Below are 18,910 nucleotides of genomic sequence, written 5' to 3'. Positions count from 1 at the left end.
AAAGAGCCGGAATTTGCATCCGGCTCTCAGTTTAGGAAGGAATTAAGCGAATTTACAACGCTTGGCGGGAAAATTCTTAACCTTTGTACAGTTTCGGGTTGAATACATCTCGTAACCAGTCACCCAATAAGTTGATAACCAGAACCAGTGTAACCAACACGATGCCTGGGAAGGCAGTAATCCACCACGCACCTGAGAAGATGTAGTTAAAGCCGATGCTGATCAGCGCACCTAGTGACGGCTGATCAACAGGAAGACCCAAACCTAGGAATGACAGTGCCGCTTCCGACATGATCGCATTCGCTACCTGTACCGTCGAGATAACCAAGATTGGTGATAGACAGTTTGGCAGGATGTGACGGAACATGATGCGTGGCGCTTTAAAGCCCATCACTCGTGCCGCTTCTACGTATTCCTTCTTCTTCTCAGCCAGTACTGAAGCACGAATGGTACGTGCGTATTGCGGCCATTCAGCCACACCGATGATCACCACCAGCATCACCACCGCGTATTGGCTGTAAAAATCGCTGCCAAAGCTGGCTTTGAAAATGGCCGATACGATGATCGCCACCATCATGGTTGAGAACGATAGTTGAACATCCGCAAAGCGCATCAAGAAGCTATCGATACGACCACCGAAGTAACCCGCCGACAAACCAATGATGATACCCAGAATCAACTGAAGACCGACGGCTAAAAAGCCGATCGTCAAAGACAAACGAGAACCGTAAAGAATGGTCGATAAAATATCACGGCCTTGCTCATCAGTACCAAGAACAAAACGCTCATCGCCTTCTTCCATCCAAGACGGTGGTAGCTCTGAATCCATGATATCGATAGACGTTAGATCATACGGGTCAGTCGGAGCTAGAATTGGCGCAGCTAATGCCAACACTAAGAACATCATAAAGACCGTAAAACTTGCCATCGCCACTTTGTCGCGCTTGAAGTAATACAAGAAGTCCGACTCTTTAAAACGCTGCCATGCAGATGGAGCGGCTTCAGGAGCTGGTGTTACATTTGATTGGCTCATGATTAAGCTCCTTTTCCAGTTAGGTTCACAGTTGGGTTGATGATGCCGTACAGCAAATCAACGATGGTATTGGTTACCACGAAAATCAGACCAACAAAGATAACGTAAGCTGTGATCAACGGTGTATCGACACGGTTGATTGCCTCTAGGAAAAGAAAGCCTGTACCCGGCCACTGGAATACGGTTTCGGTTAGGATGGTGTAAGCCACCATGGTACCAATCTGCACGCCACCTACCGTCAATACTGGCAGCATGGTGTTCTTAAGTGCATGTTGGTAGTAAATCTTTTGTAAGTTCAAACCTTTTGCTTTCGCGAACTTAATGTATTCCGAGCTCAGTACTTCCAGCATTTCTGAACGTACCAGACGGATGAACAACGGCAGCATGATAGACGCTAGCGCAATACACGGCAGGATAAGGTGCTTAATACCATCGATAGTAAAGAAGCCAGATTCCCAACCGAGCACGTTAGCGGTTTCACCTCGCCCGTAGGAAGGCAGCCAGCCGAGTTCGATGGAGAAGACGTACATCAGCATGATTGCGGTTAGGAACACCGGAATCGAGATGCCGACACTACTCATCGCCATAACAAATTTGGTAAAGACACTCTTCGGGTGAATCGCGGAATACACCCCGAGTGGTATAGAGAAAACGATAATGATGAGCGTCGCGCCAAACACGAGCTCTAATGTTGCCACCAGCTTATCGAGGATCACCTCAACCGCAGGTCGCTTGAAAAAGTATGATGTACCCAAATCACCTTGCAGTGCATTACCCACAAAGCGCGTGTACTTTGTGATAAAGGGATCGTTCAGGCCCAATTCGTCGCGTAGCGCTTGGCGCTCCGATTCCGAAACCGACTGACCTACAAGCTCACGCAGCGGATCACCCAGGTTGTCCTGAATGGCAAACGCCACCAAACTGATCACAAACATCACTATCAGTGCCTGAAACAGGCGCTTGACCAGAAACGAAAACATTCCTTGCCCCTTAACTATCCATAGATCTCTAAACTTAGAGAGAAAATTCAGTCTGTAAAACTGGCTCAATCCGACTGAAACAAAACCGAGCCAAGTGTCGAAAACAGAGAAGGACTGGCGCCCCTCTCTGTCATGACTAAGTATGATTACTCGACAACTAGGTCGCCAAAGTAAGGCATTACCATTGGGTTCACGATGTCTGCGGCTTTCACGTTAGACTTCGCACCCCACGCTTCACTTTGCCAGTGTAGCGGTACGAATGCAGCATCGTTGTATAGCGTCGCTTCGACACCTTTCAGCATTGCTGCACGTTTCGCAGGGTCCGTCTCTACGTTTGCAGCTTCAACTACTTTGTCCATTTCTGGGTTTGAGTAGTGACCACAGTTGTACTGACCACGACCGGTTTCTTCGTTACGAGTCATGGTTAGGAACTCGTTGAAGTTTGCCGAGTCCTCTGTATCCGAGTGCCAACCAATCATCAGCATGTCTGCCGCACACTTATCAAACTCAGGCCAGTATTGCGCTTTAGGCATGGTTTTCAGATCAACCTTGATGCCAATCTTAGACAACATTGCCGCCGCCGCTTGCGCTACTTTCGCATCGTTTACGTAGCGGTTGTTTGGCGCAATCATAGTTAGAGTCAGGCCGTCTTCGTAACCCGCTTCTTTCATCAGTTGTTTTGCTTTCTTCAGATCGTAGCGAGGTACTAGCTTGTCATCGTGACCAACGTAGCCAGTTGGACTCTGCTGACCAGCTGCAGTAGCGAAGCCTTTCATGATTTTCTTAACGATGCCTTCGTTGTTGATTGCGTGAACAATCGCTTGGCGAACGCGAACATCTTTCAGTGCTTCGTTGCTGTTTTGGTTTAGTTGGAACGTGATGATACGAGTACCTGGTAGCGTGACTAGATCGATGCCGTCTGCGTCTTTCACACGTTTGTGATCGTTTGGTGCTACCGGGTGAATCATGTCAACGCCGCCAGAAAGTAGCGCAGCTACACGAGTCGCGTCTTCTTTGATTGGTACAAGCGTTAGCTTATCAACGTTACCTTTCGACTCTTTGTCCCAGTAATCTTTAAAGCGTTCAAATTCCACTTTTACGCCCTGTTCACGTGAAGTCACAATGAATGGACCCGTGCCAGATACGTTAGTCGATGCAAATGAGTTACCGTGCTTCACTAGCTCAGACTTGTCTTTACCGTCTGCTGTTTTACCCGTGTAGAACTTGCTGTCCATAGGGAAAATGTACGTTGCAGTTTGCAGCACAAGTGGGTAAGGACCTTTGGTTACAAGATCGAACGTGTTGTCGTCCACTTTGACGATTTTCTCGTACGGGTCGAAAATGTTTTTAAAATCAGGAGAACTTTGTAGACGCTCAAACGTCCATACAACGTCGTCAGCCGTTAGGGTATTACCAGAGTGGAATTTCACACCTTCACGCAATTTAAAACGAACGGTAGTGTCGTTAATGCGCTCCCAGCTCTCTGCTAGACGAGGTTCGAAATCCATTTTTTGAGTAAAGCGAACCAACGGATCAAATACCATGTGTGACATTTGCAGTGTGCCACCTGATAGCTGCTCATGTGGGTCAAGCGATACTGGGTCAGCTGCGTAGCCAACTTTGATATCTGCTGCCAGTGCATTAAAGCTTAGGCCCGCCGCCATTAGCGCCACTGCTAATTTGCTTTTCATGGTTTTCATTTGCATAACTCCTTCATGCGGGGATACGGATCCCTTGTTGTTGTGTTTGCGTCTTTGTTATGACTAAAGGTTAGCCAAGCGAGGTGCTTGGTTTATGCCGTCTCGATCTCTTCTCGCAAGCCTGTAAATTCAGGCATCAGAGAAATCAATTTTTTGCTGTATTCGTGTTGGGGTGCCGTAAATAACTGTTCTGTTGGTGCCACTTCTAAAAGTGTACCCATTTGCATCACACCTACTCGGTCACACATCTGACGAATAACAGGTAAATCGTGGCTGATAAACAACATAGTCAAGTTCAGCTCACTTTGCAGATCTTTCAGCAAGTTTAAAATTTGTGCCTGTACCGATACGTCCAGTGCCGATGTCGGTTCATCACAAATCAAAAGTCGAGGACGAGTCGCCAACGCACGCGCAATAGAAATACGCTGACGCTGACCACCGGAGAATTCATGAGGGTACTTAAGCCCAGCCATACGACCCAAACCAACATGATCGAGAAGGTCATTCACGATTTGGCGAGTTTCCGACTCGTTTTTCGTCAGTTTATGAAAACGGATTGGCTCAGCAATAATATCGAATACCTTCATACGAGGGTTCATTGAGGTATACGGGTTTTGGAACACCATCTGCATTTGACGACGCATTGGGCGGCGTTCTTTCTCAGAGGTTAAAGCTGTCAGGTCAATACCCTCAAACTTCACCTGACCAGAGTTAGGTTGGTATAAACCAGCAATGACTCGCGCAATGGTTGATTTTCCAGAGCCAGACTCACCCACCAAACCAAAGGTTTCGCCTTCATGCACTTCAAAGCTCACATTATTGGATGCCTGCACGTATTCGCGACGGCTTTCAAATAAAGAGTCTTTGGTGACAAAGCGCAGATTAACGTTCTTCACGTCCAAAAGCGGGCCTGTGTACTCGCGCTCATCCTGGCTTTGTCCTAGCCAGTGATTCTTGATGTCGAGTGGCTCCATTTCTGCCGCTTCTTCGATGTAGCTGACCAAAGGGAAGCGATCGAGCTTTCTGTCTGAACGTGGAACGGCTGAAATTAGGCTGCGAGTATAGGAGTGATCAGGATCGCCCAACACTTTGGCTGTTGGTCCAAACTCCACCAAGTCACCACGATACATTACCGCGACGCGGTCAGTGACGTTGGAGACCACACCCATATCGTGAGTAACCAGCATACAGCCGACATTATTCTTGATACACAATTCTCGGATCAAGTTGAGGATTTGGTCTTGGATAGAAACGTCCAGTGCCGTAGTTGGCTCATCGGCGATGATCAGATCTGGCTCACCAGCCAAAGCAATCGCAATGACGACACGCTGACGCATACCACCAGAGAATTGGTGTGGGTATTGTTTTAAGCGGTTTTCTGGCTGCGGGATGCCAACTTGCTGCATTAGAGAAAGCGCACGCTGATACGCCTCTTCATCAGAGACTTTCATGTTGGCGTGGATCGTCTCTTTCAGTTGCTGCTCAACCGTAAAAAGTGGGTTAAGTGAGGTCATTGGATCTTGGAAAATAAAACCAATCTTCGATCCGCGAACCTTACGCATCGCTTCTGGTGATAAACCAGAAATTTTTTCTCCATCCAAGAAAACATCGCCGCTAGCAACGCGACCTGGAGGGCTAAGCAAATCAATAACGGCGTTACCAACGGTGGATTTACCCGCACCTGATTCGCCAACAACACCCACGATTTCACCACGTTCAATATGAAAAGAAAGTGACTTCACGGCAGCGTGAACGCCGTGTCGGGATGGGTATTCAATACGAAGGTTTTTCACTTCTAATAGTGACATTTCAGACCTCTACTGCCTTGTCTGTGGTATCGAATCGCGCCAAAGGCACCATTCATCACCTGAATGAATCCGTTCAAATTCAGAATAATACTCTGAAATCTTAATGCGGAAACAATTTGGCAAAAATCACACAAAAAAGCAACAATTAAAGTATATTCCGCCGAGAAAACATTAAATAAACGCACAATGAGCGAATAAAAATGCATTAACAAGTATTTAACCATTTTCATATCACACTATTTTTGTGCGCCATGCACCAATAAAACTAGAAAAATGCTCTAAAAAATAAGCACGAGCCAACCAGGACCATTAACCATACTATTCATGTGCAATTATTAACATTTAACAAACAATATCGTATGCGAAAAGCAATTTTTCAACATAAAAAACTATTAATAAAATAGTCGGCAAATATAAAAAGCCAAACTTAGAAAGAGAAAGGATAGGCTAAAACGTGAACACAACAGCAAAACCACACAAATCCTCTGTCGACGACGATTATGCGCCGCTTAAGCGGTTTGTTGACTAAACAAAAGAAAGTGCGGTTACCATCAATCTCCCATTGTAGGTGAAACACGTCGGTTTTAACCCTTTACGGAACAATTCAGAGTGGGATAATAGATAATCAATGTTAGAGCCAAGCTGTAAATGAAAGGAGCCCCTGTGCTTAAAGCGATTTTTTTTGATATGGACGAGACTTTATGTGCGACGTCACAAGCCGATAAAGTTGCAGGACAAAAGTTTACGACTTGGATTCATAAGACCTACCCGCAAGTTACCGAACCACAAGCTTTCTTACAGCGCTACTTACAGGGTGTGTACAAGAAGCTGAATGCGGAATTCCCTCACCTTGTGGCTCTGCTACCTGATGAAAACGCGTTCCGTTGTGGCCTGATCCAAAACATATTGGCGGAGCACGGAGTCAGCATTAATACCGAAGAGGCTCAACAAGCTCAAGACTACTTTGACTCTGCACGTATGGGCGCGTTCACTTTCTTCCCTGGTGTAAAAGAAATGCTCAGCGACCTTCGTCAGCATTATAAACTCGTCGTGATCACTAACGGCCCGATTTTTTCTCAACACCCTAAACTCAGCGCGACACAGATGAGCGACTGGGTGGACCATATTATTGTGGGGGGAGAAGAGCCTGAAGAGAAGCCCGCTGCGAGCATTTTCCAAAAAGCGCTCGACTTGGTCGAAGTAAAACCAGAAGAAGCCCTACACATTGGCGACTCTTTACCAGCAGATATAGCAGGCGCTAACAATATGGGCATTTTGAGTGTGTGGGTAAATGCGACAGGCGCAAGTAACTCAACAGATATAACGCCAAATTTTGAAATCCAAGAAACGGTAGAGCTGAGAGAAATCCTTAAAACACTCGCCCAATAAAAGTAGCGGATTAGAAAAACACAAAACCCCAGACGTCGTTCTGGGGTTTATTTTGTCAGCTCGAAAAGCATTTGGATCATAGGTGGTCAAAAGCCCCTAGAGCTGTACACTTTTGGTGAAATTGAAATCGAATGCAGATGCTTTTAAGAGGATAGATGCAAAAAAGCCCCAGTCTTTCGACTGGGGCTCTAAATAGCGGTCGGTGAAGAGCCGAATTCTAACTTCAGGCGAACCCCACTTGGGTTCAAATCCATTGATACATTACCGACTAATACAGTCCAAGCGAGATCATAAACTCTAAAACGACGAAAGCCTGCTAAAAAGCAGGCTTTCTAATAGTGGTCGGTGAAGAGGGATTCGAACCCCCGACCCTCTGGTCCCAAACCAGATGCGCTACCAAACTGCGCTATTCACCGAGCATATATTCTTTAAATAAAGAATGGGGTGGCTAACGAGACTTGAACTCGCGACAACCGGAATCACAATCCGGGGCTCTACCAACTGAGCTATAGCCACCATCAAATTGTCATGTTTACCGCTATCTCAGCCATAAACTAAATAGTGGTCGGTGAAGAGGGATTCGAACCCCCGACCCTCTGGTCCCAAACCAGATGCGCTACCAAACTGCGCTATTCACCGACGATGTTTTATCTTGATTTAATCAAGATTGGGAGCAATGCTACCGCATTCAATCTAAAAAAGAAAGAATGGGGTGGCTAACGAGACTTGAACTCGCGACAACCGGAATCACAATCCGGGGCTCTACCAACTGAGCTATAGCCACCACTGATTTTTACCGATGTATCCTCCGAGGCAATGGTACGCCCGAAAGGATTCGAACCTTCGACCTTTGGCTCCGGAGGCCAACGCTCTATCCAACTGAGCTACGGGCGCATGCCCTATCGGCGGAGTGGAATAATACGGATATCACACTATGCCGTCTAGTACTTTTTTTACTTTTTTTATCGTTTGGTCTCTTTTTCGACAGTTATCTTCCTTTAAACTGAATTTTTGATGTGATTCACGCCCTGTCATGGATAACTTGTTGTTTATTGCAACAAGTTATCGGGATATAATCACCCATTATTTACATTGATTTAACAGCTGCAACCAAGTTGTCTAATCATTCTATGCCATTCAGTGGAATTTAGTGATTTCTCTGCTCGGCATTAATACTCTAACTATATAAATAGGTAAGTCACTTACCTCGGGAATGTGAAGTGGGTTTAATGGATATGTCTCGACAAATGATTAGCGTTTTGTTCGCTGCCTTAACGTTTTCTACGGCAGCTTTAGCTTCTGACATCAGCCAAACTGAATACGATGCGATCGCAGAACGCATCCAACCTGTCGGTGATGTTTATCTAGCGGGTTCTGAGCCAGTGAAAGAAGAACCAACCGGTCCACGTGATGGCGCCACAGTTTATGGTACTTTTTGTATTGCTTGTCACGCATCTGGTGTAAACGGCGCACCTAAAACAGGTAATGCCGATGACTGGGCACCGCGTATTGCACAAGGCAAAGAGACGTTAGTGAAGCACGCGTTAGAAGGCTTCAATGCGATGCCTGCCAAAGGAACCTGTATGGACTGTTCTGACGATGAAATCATCGCAGCAATCGACCACATGATTGAAGGTCTATAAGTAAAGACATCAACGAAAAAGGCTTGCCAACTGGCAAGCCTTTTTGTTTTTAGTCAGTGAGCACAAGGTTACTCTATTTCTTAAACATTGCTCGAATATTGGCAATGTGTGCCTGACCTTTCGCCATACGCTCTTCTGCTGATACTGGCTTTTTATTGGCTTCCCATTCAACGTCATCAAATGGCAACTCATCCAAAAATCGGCTTTGAGTCGGTTTTATCAACTCGCCGAACTGTCGACGCTCTTTGCACATAGTGAAAGTCAGTTCACGCTGCGCACGGGTAATGCCAACATACATCAGACGACGCTCTTCTTCGACGTTGTCTTCATCAATACTGGTTTGGTGCGGTAAAATACCTTCTTCAGACCCAATTAGGTATACATATGGGAACTCAAGGCCTTTTGATGCGTGCAGCGTCATCAGTTGTACTGCATCGCTGTCTTCATCTTCTTCGCCACGTTCCATCATGTCACGCAAGGTCAAACGCTGAACGACCTCTTTTAACGTTTTCTCTTCTTGATCGTAGTTGTCACCTTCTAGGTCCGCCACTATCCAGGAGTAAAGATCAGAAACGTTCTTCATTCGCATTTCAGCGGCTTTCGGGCTTGCTGAAGTTTCGTATAGCCAATCTTCATAATGGATATCGCGAACTAGCGAGCGAACCGCTTCGACGGTATCACCACGCTCAGCTTGGTCAGCAATCGCCACTAACCATTGGGTGAAACGACGTAAATTTTCCAGGCCGCGTCCCGTTAAGTGCTGTTCGAGCCCCATTTCAAAACTCGACTCAAACAGGCTCTTCCCACGCATATTGGCATAACTGCCTAGCTTTTCTAAAGTTACTGGGCCAATTTCACGTCGTGGTGTATTCACAATGCGTAAGAATGCATTGTCGTCATCTGGGTTAACCAAAACGCGCAAATACGCCATGATGTCTTTAATTTCTGCTCGTGCAAAAAACGAGGTGCCACCAGAAATTTTATACGGCACACGGTTTTGCATTAGAGACTTTTCAATTAAGCGTGATTGGTGGTTACCACGGTACAAAATTGCGTAATCACGATAGTCGGTTCGATTCAAGAATTTGTGTGCAATCAACTCCCCCGTGACACGCTCAGCCTCATGCTCTTCATTTTTAGCCAACAACACTTTGAGTTTTTCACCGTCAGGAATTTCTGAGAATAAGGACTTCTCATAGACGTGAGGGTTATTGGCTATCAAAATGTTGGCCGCACGCAGGATTCGACTCGTTGAGCGGTAGTTTTGCTCCAACTTAATCAATCGCAAATTCGGGTAATCTTCACCCAGCAAGACTAGGTTCTGAGGCTTCGCACCACGCCATGAATAAATGGACTGGTCATCATCTCCTACGACCGTCAATCGCCCACGTTCACCGACGATTAATTTCACCAACTCATATTGACTCGTGTTGGTATCTTGGTACTCATCGACCAGTAGATAACGGATGCGGTTCTGCCAACGTTGACGAACGTCTTCATGATTGCGCAAAAGTAAAACGGGCATCAAAATTAGGTCATCAAAATCGAGCGCGTTATAGGCTTTCATTTGCTTTTGGTACATATCAAAGCAGAACGCAAACAATTGTTGCTGCTCACCTTGCGCGCGCGCTTTGGCTTGCTCTGGCGTCAACATGTCGTTTTTCCAATTGGAAATACAACTCAGAAGCTGACGTAGCAGATCTTTATCACCATCAAGCTGCTTTTCGGTAAGTTCCTTGAGTAGCGCCAGTTGGTCTTGGTCATCAAACAGTGAAAAGCCCGCTTTCAATCCTAAATGCTTGTATTCGCGTTTGATGATGTTTAATCCCAAGGTGTGGAACGTTGATACCATCAAACCTTTAGACTCGGCTTTCCCCAACGTTTGGCCGACACGTTCTTTCATTTCACGCGCCGCCTTGTTGGTAAACGTCACCGCTGCAATATTACGCGCTTTGTAGCCACATTGCTGAACCAGATAAGCGATTTTATTGGTAATAACACGAGTTTTGCCCGAGCCAGCACCAGCTAGCACTAGGCATGGACCAGACACGTATTTCACGGCTTCATCTTGACTAGGGTTCAGCTTCATAGAAATTCTCTGCGGGTGATAAATGTGGCGCCTATGATAAAGGGGTGGCCTCGTGAAAGCTACGCTGATTTCTTGTAATTTTCATACCAACAAGCGCAACATTCTGTTGCATAAAAGGCGGGTATTTGAGCTATAATGAATGAACGTTCATTCACTAGTGGTAGGATTATGAAGGATAACCCTGCTGTAGATAAGCGAGAACAAATCTTAGTCGCTGCAGAGCAACTCATTGCTGAATCGGGCTTTCAAGGGCTTTCCATGCAAAAGCTCGCCAATGAAGCAGGTGTCGCAGCAGGAACGATTTATCGTTATTTCTCAGATAAAGAACATCTTTTGGAGGAGTTACGCCTTAACGTTGCAAAGCGTGTCGCTACGGCTGTGCAACTGGGCGTGAGTGAAGAGATGCCTTTAAAACAGCGATATCGAACCATGTGGCTCAATATTTGGAATCTAGCGAGCTCGAATTTAAATGCGCTCAGCAATCGAGTTCAATATGAGTCTCTACCCTGTTCAAATAGTAGCAAAGCTCGGGAACTTGAAAGACAAATGTTTGCCCAAGTAGATCTTCTTTTTAATCAGGGGAAAGAAGAGGGCGTATTCAAGCCTCTCGATAACGAAGTGCTTTCTGGATTGAGTTTTGAGGCAAGTGTTGCACTTGCTAGGAAACACGCTTTGGGATTTTATCAACTGGATAAGGCGGCATTAGAAGCTGCTATTGAAGCCAGTTGGGATGCAATTATTAAACACTAACTTGGAGTTCTTAATAGAATGAAAAAGTGGACTTTCTTTATGTTACTTATCGCCGTTCTCTTGTTCGGCAGCGTGATAGGTTTCAATTTATTTAAGCAACAAAAGATTGCTGAATACATGGCAAACCGTCCTGAACCAGAGTTCCCAGTAACCGTGACGGAAGTACAAGCGGTTGATTGGGTACCAGTGATCGAGGCTATCGGTTTTATCGAACCAAACCAAGGTGTGACGGTCGCAAACGAAACCAGTGGTGTTATCGACAAAATCGCATTTGATTCCGGCACTCAAGTCAAAGCAGGTCAGCCATTAGTACTGCTTGACTCTGACGTTGAGAAAGCGAATTTAAAGAGCTCGCAAGCCAAGTTGCCAGCAGCAGAAGCGAAATACAAACGCTACCAAGGGCTATTTAAAAAAGGCTCTATTTCTAAAGAAGCGTATGACGAAGCAGAAGCGAACTACTTCTCCTTAAAAGCGGACATTGAAAGCTTGAAAGCGACCATCGACCGACGCGAGATCAAAGCGCCATTTGATGGTGTAGTAGGTATTCGTAACGTGTATCTAGGTCAGTACCTACAAGCGGGTACCGATATTGTTCGCCTGGAAGACACCAGCGTGATGCGCTTACGCTTTACCGTGCCGCAAACCGATATTTCACGTATCAATATCGACCAAGAAGTGGATATCTTCGTGGATGCCTACCCAGATCAGCCTTTCAAAGGTTCAATTTCTGCAATTGAGCCTGCGGTTAACGTACAAAGTGGCTTGATTCAGGTTCAAGCAGATATCCCTAACAGTGATGGCAAACTGCGTAGTGGTATGTTCGCACGTGCAAACATCATTCTGCCTAAATTAGAAAATCAGGTCACTCTGCCTCAAACTGCGATCACGTTTACGCTATACGGCGACAATGTTTACATCGTAACGGAAGAAGATGGCGAGAAACGCGTTAAGCAGCATGTGGTAAAAGTTGGCGAACGCTCTAAAGATATCGCACACATTCTAGAAGGCGTGAAGCCAGGTGATGTAGTGGTGACATCGGGTCAAGTCCGTTTAAGTAACCACGCAAAAGTAAGCATTGTTGAAAGCGATGCAACTACCCCACCTGCTGAAACACCAATGCTTTAAGTTGGAGGCATCATGCGCTTTACAGATGTTTTTATAAAACGTCCAGTTTTAGCGGTATCGATCAGTTTTTTGATTGCATTGCTTGGTTTGCAAGCCGTGTTCAAAATGCAAGTTCGTGAATACCCTGAAATGACGAATACAGTGGTCACCGTGACCACCAGTTACTACGGTGCAAGTGCCAACTTGATCCAGGGCTTTATTACTCAGCCCTTGGAGCAAGCGGTGGCGCAAGCCGATAATATTGATTATATGACCTCGCAATCGGTGTTAGGTAAATCAACCATTACTGTCAACATGAAGTTGAATACCGACCCAAACGCGGCATTGGCTGACATCTTAGCGAAAACTAACTCGGTACGTTCCCAGCTTCCAAAAGAAGCCGAAGACCCGACCGTAACCATGTCGACCGGTTCTACTACCGCGGTATTGTATATTGGTTTTACCAGTGACGAGTTGTCTTCCAGCCAGATCACCGACTACCTTGAGCGTGTAATCAACCCACAGCTATTCACTGTAAATGGTGTATCAAAAGTTGACCTTTACGGTGGTATGAAATACGCGCTGCGCGTATGGCTAGATCCAGCCAAAATGGGCGCATTAAAGCTAACGGCAACGGATGTGATGAGCGTTCTTAACGCCAATAACTACCAATCTGCGACGGGTCAAGCGACGGGTGAGTTCGTGCTTTATAACGGCAGCGCGGATACTCAGGTATCAAACGTTGCTGAGCTTGAAGCGTTGGTCGTAAAAACGGGTGAAGGGGACGTTATTCGCTTAGGTGATATCGCGAAGGTAACACTTGAGAAGAGTCACGACGTTTACCGTGCAAGTGCAAACGGCCAAGAAGCAGTGGTTGCTGCAATCAACGCCGCGCCAAGTGCCAACCCAATCAACATCGCTGCTGATGTGCTTGAATTATTACCTCAACTTGAGCGCAACTTACCAAGTAACATCAAAATGAACGTGATGTACGACTCTACCATTGCGATCAACGAGTCAATTCACGAAGTAGTGAAAACGATTCTTGAAGCGGCAATTATCGTACTTGTAGTGATCACACTGTTCCTAGGTTCGTTCCGTGCGGTCATCATTCCTATCGTCACTATTCCACTCTCTTTGATTGGTGTAGCGATGGTTATGCAGGCAATGGGCTTCTCTTGGAACTTGATGACACTACTGGCGATGGTACTTGCCATCGGTCTGGTGGTGGATGACGCGATCGTGGTACTAGAAAACGTGGATCGTCATATCAAAGAGGGCGAATCACCATTCCGTGCAGCAATCATTGGTACTCGTGAAATTGCAGTGCCAGTTATTGCTATGACATTAACGCTAGGTGCAGTATACGCACCAATCGCGTTGATGGGTGGTATTACAGGATCGTTGTTCAAAGAGTTCGCTTTAACGCTAGCAGGTTCGGTATTTGTGTCCGGTATCATCGCTTTAACGCTATCACCTATGATGTGTTCAAAGATGCTGAAGGCGAACGAAAAACCGAGCAAGTTTGAGCAAAAAGTTCATCATATCCTTGATGGCATGACTAGTCGCTATGAGAAAATGCTTACAGCAGTCATGGCTCACCGTCCTGTTGTAATTGCATTTGCGATAATTGTATTTGCGAGCTTACCGATTCTATTTAAGTTTACTCCTAGTGAGCTGGCGCCGTCCGAAGATAAAGGTGTGGTTGTTCTGATGGGTACCGCACCATCAAACGCGAACTTGGACTACATCCAAAACACCATGGATGACGTGAATAAGATTCTCTCTGATCAGCCAGAAGTAGAATACGCTCAGGTATTTAACGGTGTGCCAAACTCAAACCAAGCGTTTGGTCTAGCAACATTGAAGCCATGGAGTGAACGAGAAGCAAGTCAATCTGAAATCACAAAACGTGTGGGAGGCCTAGTTTCAAGTGTCCCAGGTATGTCTGTCACTGCGTTCCAAATGCCAGAACTGCCTGGTGCGGGCTCAGGCCTACCTGTCCAGTTTGTAATTACGACACCAAATAGCTTCGAAAGCTTGTTTACTATCGCTAGCGATATCCTGACCGATGTTGCAAGTAGTCCAATGTTTGTCTACTCCGATCTGGACCTGAACTACGATTCAGCAACCATGAAGATTAAGATCGATAAAGACAAAGCGGGTGCCTATGGTGTGACCATGCAAGATATTGGTATCACTCTCAGCACCATGATGGCTGATGGTTATGTTAACCGTATCGACCTTAACGGCCGCTCATATGAAGTGATTCCTCAAGTTGAACGTAAATGGCGTCTAAACCCAGAGTCGATGAAGAACTACTATGTGCGTTCTGTTGATGGTAAAGCCGTCCCACTAAGCAGCTTGATTACGATTGATGTGATAGCAGAGCCTCGCTCTTTGCCACACTTCAACCAGCTAAACTCCGCGACGGTAGGTGCGGTGCCATCGCCTAACGTTGCTATGGGTGATGCAATTAACTGGTTTGAAGACATCGCACAAACCAAACTGCCTGCAGGCTATAACCACGATTACATGGGCGAATCTCGTCAGTTTGTAACGGAAGGTAGTGCCTTGTATGCAACCTTTGGTCTTGCACTTGCGATCATCTTCCTCGTTCTGGCGATTCAATTTGAATCACTCCGCGACCCTATTGTCATCATGGTATCTGTACCGCTAGCAATATGTGGTGCCTTGATCGCGTTGGCGTGGGGTACGGCCTCAATGAACATCTACTCGCAGGTTGGTTTGATCACGCTGGTCGGCCTAATCACCAAGCACGGCATCTTGATCTGTGAAGTAGCCAAAGAAGAGCAGTTACATAATAAACTGTCTCGTATTGATGCGGTGATGGAGGCTGCGAAAGTGCGTCTTCGCCCTATCCTAATGACAACCGCAGCAATGATCGCAGGTCTGATCCCGCTGATGTACGCTACCGGTGCAGGTGCCGCGCAACGTTTCAGTATCGGTATCGTAATCGTTGCTGGTCTAGCAATTGGTACATTGTTCACACTATTCGTACTACCTGTGATTTACAGCTACCTAGCAGAAAAACACAAACCACTGCCAGTATTTGTTGAAGACAAAGACTTGGAGAAGTTGGCACGAGTTGATGAAGCGAAAGCAGCCCACCGTGAATTAGCGGATAACAGATAAGCTTTTAAGGCATTCAAAAAGGTCACTTCGGTGACCTTTTTTATTGCCGCTCTCTTTTTTGCCATCTAAATGGCGACTTTCACGTATCATTTACTTAAAATGAGGACAAATCAAAAGGAGTTTTAGCCACTATGTTTGACCCAAAGAAATTAGAGCAAATTGCTAAACAGATTCACGACTCAATGCCTCAACCTGTAAAAGAGTTGGGCTCTGATGTTGATCAGAAAGTTCGTCAAGTAATCCAAGGCCAACTAAACAAGCTAGATGTTGTAAGTCGTGAAGAGTTTGATGTTCAAACTCAAGTTTTACTACGTACACGTCAAAAGCTAACAGAAATGGAACAGAAATTGGCGGAGCTTGAAGAGAAGCTTGCAGAAAAATAAGTGTTAAAACGCTCCTCATAAAGGAGCGTTTTTTTATTCGGATTAAACCGACTTGTTTCATAAGTGGCTAAAAAGAAAAAGCTTGGTCAACGGCGACCAAGCTTTTTGATTAGATGTCGTGTTTTTGTATTTACCGACTCCAGTCTGGCCAGAGTTCATTTAATATTTTCTCTTCCTTGCAGCAAAGAAAATTAGCCGCCCACCGCGATACGCTTCATATCAGTCATATAACCACGTAGTTCTTCACCGATATATTCTACAGGGTGGTTGCGGATTGTTTCATTCACAGCGATAAGAGTCGCGTTATCCACTTGGTTAGACGTTTCACCTAGACCTTTACCAATGACGTCTGTACTAACAGAAGGCATGAATTTTTCACGCAGTAGCGGCGTTGCTACATTAGCAAATAGGTAGTTACCATATTCAGCCGTATCAGAGATAACCACGTTCATCTCGTATAAACGCTTACGTGCGATAGTGTTTGCGATAAGTGGCAGCTCGTGTAGAGACTCGTAGTAAGCAGACTCATCGATGATGCCAGAAGCGGTCATCGCTTCAAATGCTAGCTCAACACCCGCACGAACCATAGCAACCATCAGGATACCGTTATCGAAGTACTCCTGCTCAGAAATTTCTACGTCAGTTTCTGGGTAGTTTTCGAAAGCAGTTTCACCCGTTTCTGCACGCCAGCCTAGTAGGTTTGCATCGTCGTTTGCCCAGTCAGCCATCATCGTGCTAGAGAAGTGACCTGTGATGATGTCATCCATGTGCTTGTTGTATAGCGGACGCATCAGCTCTTTTAGCTCTTCAGAAAGTTCAAATGCTTTTACTTTCGCAGGGTTAGTTAGGCGATCCATCATATGAGTGATACCACCAAACTTCAGAGCTTCCGTGATCGTTTCCCAGCCGTATTGAAGAAGCTTGCCTGCGTAGCCAGGTTCGATACCGTCAGCAATCATCTTCTCGTAACATACGATAGAACCAGCCTGCAACATGCCACAAAGGATAGTTTGCTCACCCATTAGGTCAGATTTCACCTCAGCAACAAAAGAAGACTCTAGACAGCCTGCACGGTGACCACCTGTTGCTGCAGCCCAAGCTTTCGCGATATCCCAACCTTCACCTTTTGGGTCGTTCTCTGGGTGAACAGCGATAAGAGTTGGAACACCGAAACCACGCTTGTACTCTTCACGAACTTCCGTGCCCGGGCACTTAGGTGCAACCATTACTACTGTTAGGTCTTTACGGATTTGCATGCCCTCTTCAACAACGTTGAAGCCGTGTGAGTAACCTAGCGCTGCGCCTTTTTTCATTAGCGGCATTACCGTCTCAACAACGTTTGTGTGCTGCTTATCAGGAGTAAGGTTTACTACTAAGTCAGCTTGTGGAATTAGCGTTTCGTAGCTACCTACCTCAAAACCGTTGTCTTTTGCGTTTTTGAATGACTGGCGTTGCTCATCAATCGCTGCTTGGCGAAGCGCATAAGCAACGTCTAGACCAGAGTCACGCATATTCAGACCTTGGTTAAGACCTTGAGCACCACAACCTACGATGACCACTTTCTTGCCTTTTAAGTAATCCGCTTCTGAAGCAAATTCGCTACGGTCCATAAAGCGACAACGACCTAATTGGTCCAACTGCTCGCGCAAGTTTAAGGTATTGAAATAATTAGCCATCTGGGTGCTCCTTTAAGATTCTTCCATTGAGGTCGGTAATTGCCTTACCGAATAACTTCATACTAAAACAGACATTAAATTGCTTAAAGTGATATATTCACAATTAGTTATTGCAATTTGTGCAACATGGAAATGAAGATTTAATGAATATCAAAAGCCTGCAACTTTTTATTCATCTGTGTGAGAGTAAAAGTTTCGCTAAGACCGCAGCAGCGATGCATGTGAGTCCTTCAGCCTTGAGCAGACAAGTACAAAAGCTAGAGGAAGAAACTGGCCAACAATTATTTTTGCGGGACAATCGCAGTGTTGATTTAACGAGCCAAGGCAAAAAACTGGTTCCTGTCGCCTTAAAAATTCTTGGCGAATGGCAGCAGTACCAAAGTCACCTAAAGGGAGCAGAGGACGAGTTGAAAGGAGAAATCCGTCTCTTTTGTTCGGTTACTGCAAGCTACAGCCACCTGCCAGAGTTAATCTCTGATTTTCGTCTGCAGCATCCTTTTATCGAATTTAAGCTATCAACCGGCGATCCAGCTCAAGCGATCGACAAAATTCTAGCAGATGAAGCCGATATTGCCATCTCAGCCAAATCTGAGCAGATGCCAAGCAAAATCGCATTTGAAACGATCAGTGAAATACCGCTTTCTGTCATCGCTCCTGTCGGCGTGAGTTCATTTGCGGAGGAGCTACAAAAAGAAAGACCAAACTGGTCAGTCATTCCATTCATTCTCCCAGAAGCAGGGACAGCAAGAGATAGAGCCAATACTTGGCTCAAACAAATGAAAATAAAGCCGAATATCTACGCGCAAACGTCAGGGCATGAAGCCATCGTAAGTATGGTTGCACTAGGATGCGGTGTAGGTATCGCACCTGATGTCGTGATCAACAATAGCCCGGTGAGAGAGAAGATAAATCGCTTAAAAGTGTTGCCAATTAAGCCTTTTGAACTTGGTGTCTGCTGCAACAAAAATCAGTTAGAGAATCCATTAGTGAAGGCTTTTTGGAAAGTGGCAGAGAGTAAATACATTACACCTTAACGATAGATGTTTTGAGTTCTGAGTGCTTAGGTAATTTTCAAAACCCAGAAACGCAAAAAAGCCCACTCTTTCGAGTGGGCTTTTTCAAATTTAAAGCCTGGCGATGTCCTACTCTCACATGGGGAAGCCCCACACTACCATCGGCGCTATTTCGTTTCACTTCTG

Annotated in this window: 13 protein-coding genes and 5 tRNA genes; 7 read left to right on the top strand and 11 right to left on the bottom strand. The window is 45.7% G+C overall.

The window, feature by feature from the left end; all coding sequences use genetic code 11:
• Positions 1-76: 76 nt before the first annotated feature.
• The 4 genes from ACWPOD_RS11570 to ACWPOD_RS11555 form a co-directional block, all read right to left on the bottom strand.
• Positions 77-1,033 carry an ABC transporter permease gene (locus ACWPOD_RS11570; RefSeq protein ID WP_005394358.1) on the bottom strand — a complete coding sequence of 319 codons (957 nt, stop codon included), beginning with the start codon at positions 1,031-1,033 and terminating at the stop codon, positions 77-79.
• Positions 1,034-1,035: 2 nt separating this feature from the next.
• Positions 1,036-2,013, bottom strand: a complete 978-nt coding sequence (locus tag ACWPOD_RS11565; protein WP_031780394.1) for an ABC transporter permease — start codon at positions 2,011-2,013, stop codon at positions 1,036-1,038.
• Positions 2,014-2,159: 146 nt separating this feature from the next.
• On the bottom strand, positions 2,160-3,713 hold the full coding sequence (locus ACWPOD_RS11560) for an ABC transporter substrate-binding protein (protein ID WP_046874194.1): 1,554 nt from the start codon (positions 3,711-3,713) through the stop codon (positions 2,160-2,162).
• Positions 3,714-3,805: 92 nt separating this feature from the next.
• Positions 3,806-5,521 carry a dipeptide ABC transporter ATP-binding protein gene (locus ACWPOD_RS11555; protein WP_005379108.1) on the bottom strand — a complete coding sequence of 572 codons (1,716 nt, stop codon included), beginning with the start codon at positions 5,519-5,521 and terminating at the stop codon, positions 3,806-3,808.
• A 663-nt stretch (positions 5,522-6,184) separates the two neighbouring features.
• Between ACWPOD_RS11555 and ACWPOD_RS11550 the strand changes: the two genes are divergently transcribed.
• Positions 6,185-6,910 (top strand): HAD family hydrolase, encoded by a 726-nt coding sequence (locus ACWPOD_RS11550; RefSeq protein WP_053808541.1) that lies wholly within the window; start codon positions 6,185-6,187, stop codon positions 6,908-6,910.
• 339 nt (positions 6,911-7,249) lie between these two features.
• Here the strand turns inward: ACWPOD_RS11550 and ACWPOD_RS11545 are convergent.
• The 5 genes from ACWPOD_RS11545 to ACWPOD_RS11525 all read right to left on the bottom strand — a co-directional run bounded on the left by ACWPOD_RS11545 (position 7,250) and on the right by ACWPOD_RS11525 (position 7,804).
• Positions 7,250-7,326: transfer RNA gene (locus ACWPOD_RS11545), tRNA-Pro, on the bottom strand.
• Between the two features lie 24 nt (positions 7,327-7,350).
• A tRNA-His gene (locus tag ACWPOD_RS11540) sits at positions 7,351-7,426 on the bottom strand.
• Positions 7,427-7,472: 46 nt separating this feature from the next.
• Positions 7,473-7,549: transfer RNA gene (locus ACWPOD_RS11535), tRNA-Pro, on the bottom strand.
• 69 nt (positions 7,550-7,618) lie between these two features.
• A tRNA-His gene (locus ACWPOD_RS11530) sits at positions 7,619-7,694 on the bottom strand.
• Positions 7,695-7,727: 33 nt separating this feature from the next.
• A tRNA-Arg gene (locus ACWPOD_RS11525) sits at positions 7,728-7,804 on the bottom strand.
• 335 nt (positions 7,805-8,139) lie between these two features.
• Here ACWPOD_RS11525 and ACWPOD_RS11520 point away from each other — a divergent pair.
• Positions 8,140-8,553: a c-type cytochrome gene (locus ACWPOD_RS11520; protein WP_012841248.1), complete on the top strand. Its 414-nt coding sequence runs from the start codon at positions 8,140-8,142 to the stop codon at positions 8,551-8,553.
• Positions 8,554-8,626: 73 nt separating this feature from the next.
• Here the strand turns inward: ACWPOD_RS11520 and rep are convergent, their stop codons facing one another.
• Positions 8,627-10,642, bottom strand: a complete 2,016-nt coding sequence (gene rep / locus ACWPOD_RS11515) for a DNA helicase Rep (protein WP_109168649.1) — start codon at positions 10,640-10,642, stop codon at positions 8,627-8,629.
• A 168-nt stretch (positions 10,643-10,810) separates the two neighbouring features.
• Between rep and ACWPOD_RS11510 the strand changes: the two genes are divergently transcribed.
• From ACWPOD_RS11510 to ubiK, 4 genes are all read left to right on the top strand, one after another.
• A complete protein-coding gene (locus tag ACWPOD_RS11510) occupies positions 10,811-11,392 on the top strand; it encodes a TetR/AcrR family transcriptional regulator (protein ID WP_005398171.1) in 582 nt (193 codons plus the stop codon).
• Positions 11,393-11,410: 18 nt separating this feature from the next.
• Positions 11,411-12,517 (top strand): multidrug efflux RND transporter periplasmic adaptor subunit VmeC, encoded by a 1,107-nt coding sequence (gene vmeC / locus ACWPOD_RS11505; protein WP_005398173.1) that lies wholly within the window; start codon positions 11,411-11,413, stop codon positions 12,515-12,517.
• A gap of 12 nt (positions 12,518-12,529) precedes the next feature.
• Positions 12,530-15,652, top strand: a complete 3,123-nt coding sequence (gene vmeD / locus ACWPOD_RS11500) for a multidrug efflux RND transporter permease subunit VmeD (RefSeq protein WP_456231906.1) — start codon at positions 12,530-12,532, stop codon at positions 15,650-15,652.
• A gap of 131 nt (positions 15,653-15,783) precedes the next feature.
• Complete coding sequence (gene ubiK / locus ACWPOD_RS11495) at positions 15,784-16,035, top strand: ubiquinone biosynthesis accessory factor UbiK (protein WP_005398178.1); 252 nt, start codon at positions 15,784-15,786, stop codon at positions 16,033-16,035.
• 191 nt (positions 16,036-16,226) lie between these two features.
• On the opposite strand, the gene ilvC is transcribed toward ubiK, so the two are convergent.
• On the bottom strand, positions 16,227-17,711 hold the full coding sequence (gene ilvC / locus ACWPOD_RS11490) for a ketol-acid reductoisomerase (RefSeq protein WP_167427046.1): 1,485 nt from the start codon (positions 17,709-17,711) through the stop codon (positions 16,227-16,229).
• Between the two features lie 143 nt (positions 17,712-17,854).
• Here ilvC and ilvY point away from each other — a divergent pair, with 143 nt between their 5' ends.
• Positions 17,855-18,745 carry an HTH-type transcriptional activator IlvY gene (gene ilvY / locus ACWPOD_RS11485; protein ID WP_104971105.1) on the top strand — a complete coding sequence of 297 codons (891 nt, stop codon included), beginning with the start codon at positions 17,855-17,857 and terminating at the stop codon, positions 18,743-18,745.
• Positions 18,746-18,910 lie beyond the last annotated feature (165 nt).

It is taken from the genome of Vibrio sp. JZG120 (genome assembly GCF_053890955.1).
This window is presented reverse-complemented; position numbering and strand designations above follow the sequence as displayed.